Annotated in this window: 7 protein-coding genes; 5 read left to right on the plus strand and 2 right to left on the minus strand. The window is 68.3% G+C overall.

Features of this window, described 5'->3' with window-relative positions:
• A partial coding sequence (locus ACIY1X_RS21055; protein WP_399684356.1) for an ABC transporter permease occupies window positions 1-1511 on the minus strand: 1511 nt, incomplete at its 3' end.
• An 18-nt stretch (window positions 1512-1529) separates the two neighbouring features.
• Window positions 1530-2861 carry an ABC transporter substrate-binding protein gene (locus ACIY1X_RS21060; RefSeq protein WP_399684371.1) on the minus strand — a complete coding sequence of 444 codons (1332 nt, stop codon included), beginning with the start codon at window positions 2859-2861 and terminating at the stop codon, window positions 1530-1532.
• 170 nt (window positions 2862-3031) lie between these two features.
• Between ACIY1X_RS21060 and ACIY1X_RS21065 the strand changes: the two genes are divergently transcribed.
• The 5 genes from ACIY1X_RS21065 to ACIY1X_RS21085 all read left to right on the plus strand — a co-directional run.
• Window positions 3032-3952 carry an alpha/beta fold hydrolase gene (locus ACIY1X_RS21065; protein WP_399684358.1) on the plus strand — a complete coding sequence of 307 codons (921 nt, stop codon included), beginning with the start codon at window positions 3032-3034 and terminating at the stop codon, window positions 3950-3952.
• A 73-nt stretch (window positions 3953-4025) separates the two neighbouring features.
• Window positions 4026-5130 (plus strand): peptide chain release factor 2 gene (prfB, locus tag ACIY1X_RS21070; protein ID WP_399684361.1). Its coding sequence is split into 2 segments (ribosomal slippage): window positions 4026-4106 and window positions 4108-5130, totalling 1104 coding nucleotides; the frame shifts between segments, so codons are not numbered across the junction.
• Window positions 5131-5132: 2 nt separating this feature from the next.
• A complete protein-coding gene (locus ACIY1X_RS21075) occupies window positions 5133-5807 on the plus strand; it encodes an HAD family hydrolase (RefSeq protein WP_399684363.1) in 675 nt (224 codons plus the stop codon).
• Window positions 5791-8484: an aminopeptidase N gene (pepN, locus tag ACIY1X_RS21080; protein ID WP_399684366.1), complete on the plus strand. Its 2694-nt coding sequence runs from the start codon at window positions 5791-5793 to the stop codon at window positions 8482-8484. The genes ACIY1X_RS21075 and pepN overlap by 17 nt, the downstream gene beginning before the upstream one ends.
• A 22-nt stretch (window positions 8485-8506) precedes the next feature.
• On the plus strand, window positions 8507-9504 hold a 998-nt coding region (locus tag ACIY1X_RS21085), incomplete at its 3' end, for a class 1 fructose-bisphosphatase (protein ID WP_399684369.1).

Consider the following 9504-nt stretch of genomic DNA (forward strand, 5'->3'; position numbering starts at 1 on the left):
GTGGCCGACAGCTCCACCGCCGCCGTGATGAAGCTGGTGACGAAGCCCGCCAGGATGCCGCCCGCCATCAGCGGCACCATCACGCGGCGGATGGTGGACATGCGCGTGGCCCCCAGGCTCTGTGCGGCCTCTTCAAGCGACACGTGCACCTGCTGCAGCGCCGCCATGCACGAGCGCAGCGCATAAGGCAGGCGCCGCACCGCGTAGGCCAGCATGATGAGCACCCAGGTGCTGATCAGGGGCGTGTCGGTGAACGGAAGCTCCACCCCCCTGAACAGGCGCAGGTAGCCAATGGCCAGCACCAGCCCCGGAATGGCCAGTGCCGCCGAGGCCAGGTAGTCCAGCCACTGCCGCGCGGGCAGCCGCGTGCGCAGGATCAGATAGGCGATGGCGATGCCGATCACCACGTCCAGCCCCGCAGCCAGCACGCAATAGAGCAGCGTGTTGCCGATCATGCCGCCGGCGTCGCTGAACACCGTGGCGTAGTGCTCCAGCGTGTAGGCATCGGGCAGCACCGAGAAGCTCCAGACCTTGGAGAAGGACATGAGCAGGATGCCGATGTGCGGCGCCAGCGTGACCAGCAGCACGAACACGATCCAGCCGTAGGCCAGCACCGACTCCCAGGCGCCCAGGCGGCGCTTTCGCAGCGCACTGCCCCCCTTTTGCAGCGTGGCGTAGTCCCTGCCCTTCATCACGCGCGCGGCCATCCACAGTGCCAGGATGGAAAAGCCGATCATGATGACGCTGATGACGTAGCCCAGCGGATCGTCGATGCCCATCGAAGTGATGCGCAGGTAGGCCTGCGGGGCCAGCATGTTGGTCACACCCATCACCAGCGGCGTGCCCAGGTCGTCGAAGACCTTCACGAACACCAGCGCCGCGCCGGCCAGGTAGCCCGGCATGGCCAGCGGGAAGATCACGCGCCGGAACAGGCGCCAGCCGCGCGCACCCAGGTTCAGGGCCGACTCCTCCATGGCGCCGTCGATGTTGCGCATGGCCGCCACCAGGTTGAGCAGGATGAAGGGGAAGTAGTGGATGCTCTCGACGAAAGTCACGCCCACCAGCCCGTCCATGATGGGGACGGTGAAGCCGAACCAGTCACTCAGCAGCAGGTTGACCGAGCCGCTGCGCCCGAAGATCAGTTGCAGCGCCACCGCGCCCACGAAGGGCGGCATGATGAGCGGCAGCACGCCCAGCGTCTGGATCAGCAGCGCCCCTCGGAACTCGAAGCGTACCGTCAGGTAGGCCAGCGGCACTGCGATCACGCTGGCGAAGAAGGTCGCCGCCAGCGCCACCCACAGGCTGTTGAAGAAAGATTCGCGGAAAAGGCCCTGTCCGAAGAAGTTGGTGAAATGCCCCAGCGTCAGCACCCCACCCTCGTTGACGAAGGCGGTGTAGATGACCGTGCCGACAGGCAGGATCAGGAAGACCAGCAGAAAGGCCAGGATCAGCCCGAAAGCGATCCACGGCCCCGGCCCGGCAACGCCGGGCCGCAGCGCGGTGACTTGCATGGCGGCGGCGGCGTGTGGTCAGCGAGCCAGGCCCCGCGCCTGCTCGGCCAGTTCGCGTGCGCGCTCGTAGTTGGCTCGCGCCTTGTCGGACCACATCTGCTCCAGGCCGGTGAGCTGCTTGGAGACGGCCACGTCGCGCCGGCTCTTGCGGAACAGCTCCAGGAACTCGGTGTTCTTCACGTTCTCCGCGCCCACCAGCGGCGTGTAGGCCAGGCTGCGCGCCTGCGCCAGCAGCTCGCTGCCCTTGGCGTTGGGCTTGGCCTTGAGAGCGTGCGTGGCCTCGTGGATGGCCTTGGTGGCCGCCTGCAATTCCTTCAGGCGGAAGGTCACCATCTGGTCGAACAGGCTGATGACCACCGGATAGCGCGCACCCGAGAGCTGCGAATCAAACTGCACCTTGGCGCGCTTGGCGATATCTTGCGGCACCGGGTAGCCCGCCGGGGGCTTGAGCAGGCCGTACGGCAGGATGGGCAGGCGTCCGATCTTGGGCTCGAACAGGATCTGCTGGCCGGGCACCGACATGGTGTAGGCCATGAACTTCTTGGCCTCGTCCGGATTCTTGGCCCCGGCGATCAGCGCGATGTTGGCGGGCACCACAGCGGTCATGCTGGGGTAGACGAAATCCACCGGATAGCCCGAGTACTTGCCCGCCAGCGCCAGGAAGTCGATCACGATGCCGATGCCGTACTGGCCATTGTTCACACCGTCCGGCACGGCGAAGCTGCGGTCGGTCACCGCGGCCGCGTTGCCCATCATCTGCAGCAGCTGCGACCAGCCCTTGTCCCAGCCTTCGCCCTGCAGGATGGTCTCCACCGTCAGCTGCGTGGTGCCCGAGCGCGAGGGCGAGGAAATGGCGATGTGGCCGAAGTATTCCGGCCGGGTCAGATCGCTCCACTCCTTGGGCTCGGTCAGCTTGTGCGCTTTCAGGTAGCGCGCGTTCCACGAGATGCCGTAGCCCGCCAGCGCCTGGCCGTAGTACATGCCCTTGGGGTCGTTGAGCGGGTAGTTGCCGATCTTGGCCGGCGCGTCCTTGTTCACCACCTCGGGCGCGCTTTGCAGCAGATTGAAGCTGGAGAGCACCTCAAAGGCGTCGGGCGCGCTGGCCCACATCACGTCGGGGCGCTGGCCTTCGGGGAGCTCGCGCACGTAGGCGACGGAAGCGGTGGTGTTCTTGTTCAGGATCTCGATCTTGATGCCGGGGTTGGCCGCCTCGAAGGCCTTCTGGTAAGCCGTGGTCAGCTCCTTGGGGAAGGAGGTGAGCACCGTCACCGTGCCCGCGCCGGCCGGCAGCGCCATGGCAAACGCGCTAGCGGCCAGGGCTGCCGCGAGCCATCCTTGGGTGCGTTGCATCGTCATGCCTTTGTTTCCTTTTGTTTTAGGATAGGGTGCGGCACTGTAGGACAAGCCGAACAAGGGCGGCCAATCATTGTTTCTGATGCGGCGCATCACGCACAGACAGCCTCGGGTTAACACCAGCCCGCCTGCCGGCACCGCGAAAACAGGCGCGAATAATCGCACCCATGTATCAGCCCCGCCGCCCTGCCCGCTCCGAGTTCATCCCCGTGCGCAACCTGCGCTACCACGTGCTGACCTGGGGCGAGCCCTCCGCCGCCCGGCCGCCGCTGGTGCTGCTGCACGGCTGGATGGACGTCGGCGCCTCGTGGCAGTTCGTGGTCGACGCGCTGCGCGAGGAGCGCTTCGTCGTCGCGCCCGACTGGCGCGGCTTCGGCCTGACCGAAGGCGGCGGCGTCGACAACTACTGGATGCCCGACTACCTGGCCGACCTGGACTGGCTGCTGGACCACTACGCCGGTGACCGGCCGGTGGACCTGGTGGGCCACAGCATGGGCGGCAACGTCGTCATGCACTACGGCGGCGTGCGGCCGCAGCGCATGCGCCGCATCGTCAACCTGGAGGGCTTCGGCATGCCCGCCTTCCGCGCCGACGAGGCGCCCGGGCGCTACGGGCGCTGGATCGACGAGCTCAAGCGCCTGCACGCCGGCGAGATGGCGCTGGCCGACTACGGCGCCGCCGACGGCGTGGCGCGCCGCCTGATGAAGACCAACCCGCGCCTCACGCAGGACAAGGCCGACTGGCTGGCCCGCCAGTGGGCGCGCGCCACGCCCCGGGAGGACGGCGGCGAGCGCTGGCGCATCCTCGGCGACCCGGCGCACAAGGTGGTCAACGCCAACATCTTCCGCGTGGACGAGATGCTGGCGCTGTACGCCGCGATCGAGGCGCCGGTGCTGACGGTGGTGGCCAGCGACGACAGCCTCTCGGGCTGGTGGAAGCGGCGCTACACGCTGGAGGAATTCCAGCAGCGCCTGCGGTCGGTGCGCGACGTGCGCCTGGCCCGCGTGAAGGACGCCGGCCACATGCTGCACCACGACCAGCCCGGGCGGGTGGCAGGCCTGATCGAGGAATTCCTCGCCGGCGCCTGAACCGCGGCGCCACGGACGCGGTGCATGAGAAAATCGCGGGTTTTCCCTTTCGGGACCACAGGACACGCACACCATGGACGCAGAACGCATCAACCAGATCGGCACCACCCTGGAAGACCTGAGCACGCGCGCGGTCGACCTGCGGAGGTATCTTTGACTACGATGCCAAGGCCGAACGACTGAGAACCGTCAACGCCGCCCTGGAAGACCCGGCGGTCTGGAACGATCCGAAGAAGGCCCAGGAGCTGGGCAAGGAAAAGAAGGCGCTCGACGGCGTGGTGCTCGTGCTGGAGCGCCTGGGCCGTGAGCTGGCCGACAACGCCGAGCTCTACGAGATGAGCCGGGAGGAAGGCGACGAGGCCGGGCTGCAGGCCATCGCCGACGACGCGGCCGAGCTGCAGAAGGAAATCGAGGCGCTCGAGTTCCGCCGCATGTTCAACAACCCGGCCGATCCGCTGAACTGCTTCCTCGACATCCAGGCCGGCGCGGGCGGCACCGAGGCGCAGGACTGGGCCAGCATGCTGATGCGCCAGTACCTGAAGTACGCCGAGCGCAAGGGCTTCAAGACCACGGTGGAGGACGAATCGCCCGGCGACACGGCCGGCATCAAGGGCGCCACCATCAAGATCGAGGGCGAGTACGCCTACGGCCTGCTGCGCACCGAGACCGGCGTGCACCGCCTGGTGCGCAAATCGCCCTTCGACTCCTCGGGCGGGCGCCACACCAGCTTTGCCAGCATCTTCGTGTACCCCGAGATCGACGACTCCATCGAGATCGAGATCAACCCGGCCGACGTGCGCACCGACACCTATCGCGCCTCGGGCGCGGGCGGCCAGCACATCAACAAGACCGACTCGGCGGTGCGCCTGACGCACATCCCCACCGGCATCGTGGTGCAGTGCCAGGACGGGCGCAGCCAGCACAGCAACCGCGACGTGGCCTGGAAACGCCTGCGCTCGCGCCTGTACGACCACGAGATGCGCAAGCGCCAGGAAGAGCAGCAGAAGCTGGAGGACTCCAAGACGGACGTCGGCTGGGGCCACCAGATCCGCAGCTACGTGCTGGACAACAGCCGCATCAAGGACCTGCGCACCAACGTCGAGATCTCGGCCACGCAGAAGGTGCTGGACGGCGACCTGGATGCCTTCATCGAGGCGTCGCTCAAGCAGGGCGTCTGACCATGAAAGCGGAAGCCCTCATCTTCGACATGGACGGCACCATGATCGACTCCATGCCCTGGCATGCGAAGTCGTGGGTGGAGTTCGCGCGGCGCCACGGCATCGCGATGCCGGCCGACGAGATCCTGCGCCGCACCACCGGCCGCACCGGCACCGAGTGCATGCGCGAGGTGTTCGAGCGCGAACTGGCGGACGACGAGTGCCTGGCGCTGGTCCACGAGAAGGAAGTCATCTACCGCGAGCTGTTCGACGCCACCTTCACCGAGGTGGCGGGCTTCACGGACTTCGCCCGGCAGGCGGCGCAGCGCGGCCTGAAGATCGCCGTGGGCACCGCCGGCGACCGGCACAACATCGCCTTCGCCATGTCGCGCCTGAAGATGGACCCGCTGCCGCTGGCCATCGTCGGCGGCGACGAGGGCCTGGCCGGCAAGCCCGAGCCCGCCATCTTCCTGGAGGCGGCGCGCCGCATCGGCGTCCGCCCCGAGCGCTGCATCGTCTTCGAGGACGCGCCCTTCGGCATCGAGGCTGCCCGCCGCGGCGGCATGCGCGCCGTCGCCGTGTGCAGCAGCCACTCCTCCGCCGAACTCGCCGGCGCGCACGTGATCGCCGCCGTGCGCGACTACCACCAACTCGCCCGATCGAATTTCCTGGAGACGCTCGATGCTGCTCTCGCGTGACGCCCAAGCCCAGCCCGTGGCCATCCGCCGCGAGGACTACCGCCCGCCGGCGTACTGGATCGACACCGTCGACCTGACCTTCGACCTCGATCCGGCCAAGACCCGCGTGCTCAACCGCATGCAGATGCGCCGCAACCCCGACGTGCCGGCCGAGCCGCTGCGCCTGGACGGCGACGAGCTGAACCTGGCCCGCGTGCTGGTCGACGGCCAGGGCGCCTCCTTCCGCATGGAAGACGACCAGCTCGTGCTCGACGGCCTGCCCGACCGCTTCGAGCTGGAAGTCTTCACCACCTGCTGCCCGGCGAAGAACACCCAGTTGATGGGCCTGTTCGTCAGCCAGGACACCTTCTTCACCCAGTGCGAGGCCGAGGGCTTCCGCCGCATCACCTACTTCCTGGACCGCCCGGACGTGATGGCCAGCTACACGGTGACGCTGCGCGCCGAGAAGGCCGCCTACCCGGTGCTGCTGTCCAACGGCAACCTGGTCGAGCACGGCGACCTGCCCGAAGGCCGCCACTTCGCGCGCTGGGCCGACCCGTTCAGGAAGCCCAGCTACCTGTTCGCCCTGGTGGCCGGCAAGCTGGTCGCGCGCGAGCAGCGCGTGAAGGCCCGCAACGGCAAGGAGCACCTGCTGCAGGTCTACGTGCGCGCCGGCGACCTGGACAAGACCGAGCACGCGATGAACTCGCTCGTGCACTCCATCGTGTGGGACGAGTCGCGCTTCGGCCTGGCCCTCGACCTGGACCGCTTCATGATCGTCGCCACCAGCGACTTCAACATGGGCGCGATGGAGAACAAGGGCCTGAACATCTTCAACACGAAGTACGTGCTGGCCAGCCAGGCCACCGCCACCGACGCCGACTACGCCAACATCGAGAGCGTGGTGGGCCACGAGTACTTCCACAACTGGACGGGCGACCGCGTCACCTGCCGCGACTGGTTCCAGCTCTCGCTCAAGGAGGGCCTCACGGTCTTCCGCGACCAGGAGTTCAGCATGGACCTGTGCGCCGACGCGTCGGCGCGCGCCGTCAAGCGCATCGAGGACGTGCGCGTGCTGCGCACCGCCCAGTTCCCGGAAGACGCCGGCCCGATGGCCCACCCGGTGCGGCCCGACAGCTACATCGAGATCAGCAACTTCTACACCGTCACCATCTACGAGAAGGGGGCGGAGGTGGTGCGCATGATGCAGACGCTGGTGGGCCGCGAGGGCTTCGCCCGCGGCATGACGCTCTACTTCCAGCGCCACGACGGCCAGGCCGTCACCTGCGACGACTTCGCCCAGGCGATCGCCGACGCCAACCCCGAGAGCGCGCTGGCCCGCCACCTGCCGCAGTTCAAGCGCTGGTACAGCCAATCGGGCACGCCGCGCGTGGCGGTGCGCGGCCACCACGACGCGGCGGCCCGCACCTACACGCTGGAGTTCGCGCAGAACTGCCCGCCCACGCCGGGCCAGGGCGACAAGCAACCCTTCGTCATCCCCGTCAACCTGGGCCTGCTCGGGCCCGACGGGCAAGATCTACCGCTGCAGCTCGACGACGGCGGCCCGGCCGTGGCGGGCACGCGCACCCTGGTGCTCACCGAGGCCGCGCAGCGCTTCACCTTCACCAACATCGACACCGAACCCGTGCCCTCCATCCTGCGCGGCTTCAGCGCGCCGGTGGTGCTGGACTTCGACTACGGCGACGCGCAGCTGCTGGCCCTGCTCGCGCACGACAGTGACCCGTTCAACCGCTGGGAGGCCGGCCAGCGCCTGGCGCTGCGCGCCGCGCTGGCGGCCATCGAGGGCGTCCCCGTGCCCGGCACGCCGGTGCTGGGCGAGGCCTTCGTCGAGGCGATGCGGCAGGTGCTGCGCCACCCCACGCTGGACGCCGCCTTCAAGGAACTGGTGCTCACGCTGCCCTCGGAGACCTACATCGCCGAACAGCTCGCCGTGGTCGACCCGCAGCGCGTGCACGTGGTGCGCGAGGCCATGCGCACCCAACTCGCCACTGCGCTGGCGCCCGACTGGGCCTGGGCCTACGAGGAGCACAAGGACACCGGCGCCTACCGGCCCGACCCGGCTTCGGCCGGCCGCCGCGCGCTGGCCGGCATGGCGCTCACGCACCTGTGCATCGCCGCGCGCGCGTCGGGCGACACCGTGTGGCCCGGCAAGACGCTGCAGCGCTTCAAGGACGCGGGCAACATGACCGACCGCTTCAACGCCCTTTCGGCGCTGGTGGTCTCGGGCCATGCGCTGGCCCAGCAGGCGCTGGTGCGCTTCCACGCCATGTTCAGGGACGAGGCACTGGTCATCGACAAGTGGTTCGCCCTGCAGGCCGGCGCGCCCGACGGCGGCGGCGACGTGCTGCCGCTGGTCAAGCAGCTGATGAAGCATCCGGACTTCTCCATCAGGAACCCGAACCGCGCGCGCAGCGTGATCTTCAGCTACTGCAGCGCCAATCCCGGCGCCTTCCACCGCCCCGACGCCGCCGGCTACGTGTGGTGGAGCGAGCGCGTGATCGAGCTCGACGCCATCAACCCGCAGGTGGCCGCCCGCCTGGCGCGCGCCATGGACCGCTGGAGCAAGCTGGCCGAGCCCTACCGCAGCGCCGCGCGCGAGGCCATCGCCCGCGTGGCCGCCCGGCCCGAACTGAGCAAGGACACCCTCGAGGTCGTCACCCGCGCGCTCTCGAACTGACATCCGCCGAGGAACGAAACGCATGGCATCCAAAGTCTCCCTGACCCGCTATCTCGTCGAGCAGCAGCGCGTCGACGGGCTCATCCCCTCCCAGCTGCGCCTGCTGCTCGAAGTGGTGGCGCGCGCCTGCAAGAGCATCAGCCAGGCCGTCAACAAGGGCGCGCTGGGCGGCGTGCTCGGCACCGCCGAGAGCGAGAACGTGCAGGGCGAGGTGCAGAAGAAGCTGGACATCATTGCCAACGAGGTGCTGATCGAGGCCAACGAATGGGGCGGCCACCTCGCGGCCATGGCCAGCGAGGAGATGGACAGCATCTACGTCGTGCCCAACCGCTACCCGCAGGGCGAATACCTGCTGTTGTTCGACCCGCTCGACGGCTCCAGCAACATCGACGTGAACGTCAGCATCGGCACCATCTTCAGCGTGCTCAAGAAGCCCGACGAGCAGCCCGGCGTGCAGGAGTCCGACTTCCTCCAGGCCGGCGCCAAGCAGGTGGCCGCCGGCTACTGCGTCTACGGCCCGCAGACCACGCTGGTGCTCACCGTGGGCGACGGCGTGGCGATGTTCACGCTCGACCGCGAGCAGGGCAGCTTCGTGCTGACGCAGGAACACGTGCGCATTCCCGCCGACACGAAGGAATTCGCGATCAACATGAGCAACATGCGCCACTGGGACGCCCCCGTGAAGCGCTACATCGACGAATGCCTGGCCGGCCGGGAAGGCCCGCGCGGCAAGGACTTCAACATGCGCTGGATCGCCAGCATGGTGGCCGACGTGCACCGCATCCTGACGCGCGGCGGCGTCTTCATGTACCCCTGGGACAAGCGCGAGCCCGAGAAGCCGGGCAAGCTGCGCCTGATGTACGAGGCCAACCCCATGGCGTGGCTGGTCGAGCAGGCCGGCGGCGCCGCCACCAACGGCCGCGAACGCATCCTCGACCTGCAGCCCACCAAGCTGCACGAACGGGTGGCCGTGTTCCTCGGTTCCAAGAACGAGGTCGAGCGCGTGACCGGCTACCACAC

The organism is Xenophilus sp. (genome assembly GCF_044462705.1).
Lineage (GTDB): Bacteria > Pseudomonadota > Gammaproteobacteria > Burkholderiales > Burkholderiaceae_C > Xenophilus > Xenophilus azovorans.

What these genes read in the sequence shown, in the direction of transcription:
- ACIY1X_RS21060 (WP_399684371.1), bottom strand. Translation starts at nt 2,861, where the DNA reads ATGCAACGCACCCAAGGATGGCTCGCGGCAGCCCTGGCCGCTAGCGCG.
- ACIY1X_RS21065 (WP_399684358.1), top strand. Translation starts at nt 3,032, where the DNA reads ATGTATCAGCCCCGCCGCCCTGCCCGCTCCGAGTTCATCCCCGTGCGC.
- ACIY1X_RS21075 (WP_399684363.1), top strand. Translation starts at nt 5,133, where the DNA reads ATGAAAGCGGAAGCCCTCATCTTCGACATGGACGGCACCATGATCGAC.
- pepN (WP_399684366.1), top strand. Translation starts at nt 5,791, where the DNA reads ATGCTGCTCTCGCGTGACGCCCAAGCCCAGCCCGTGGCCATCCGCCGC.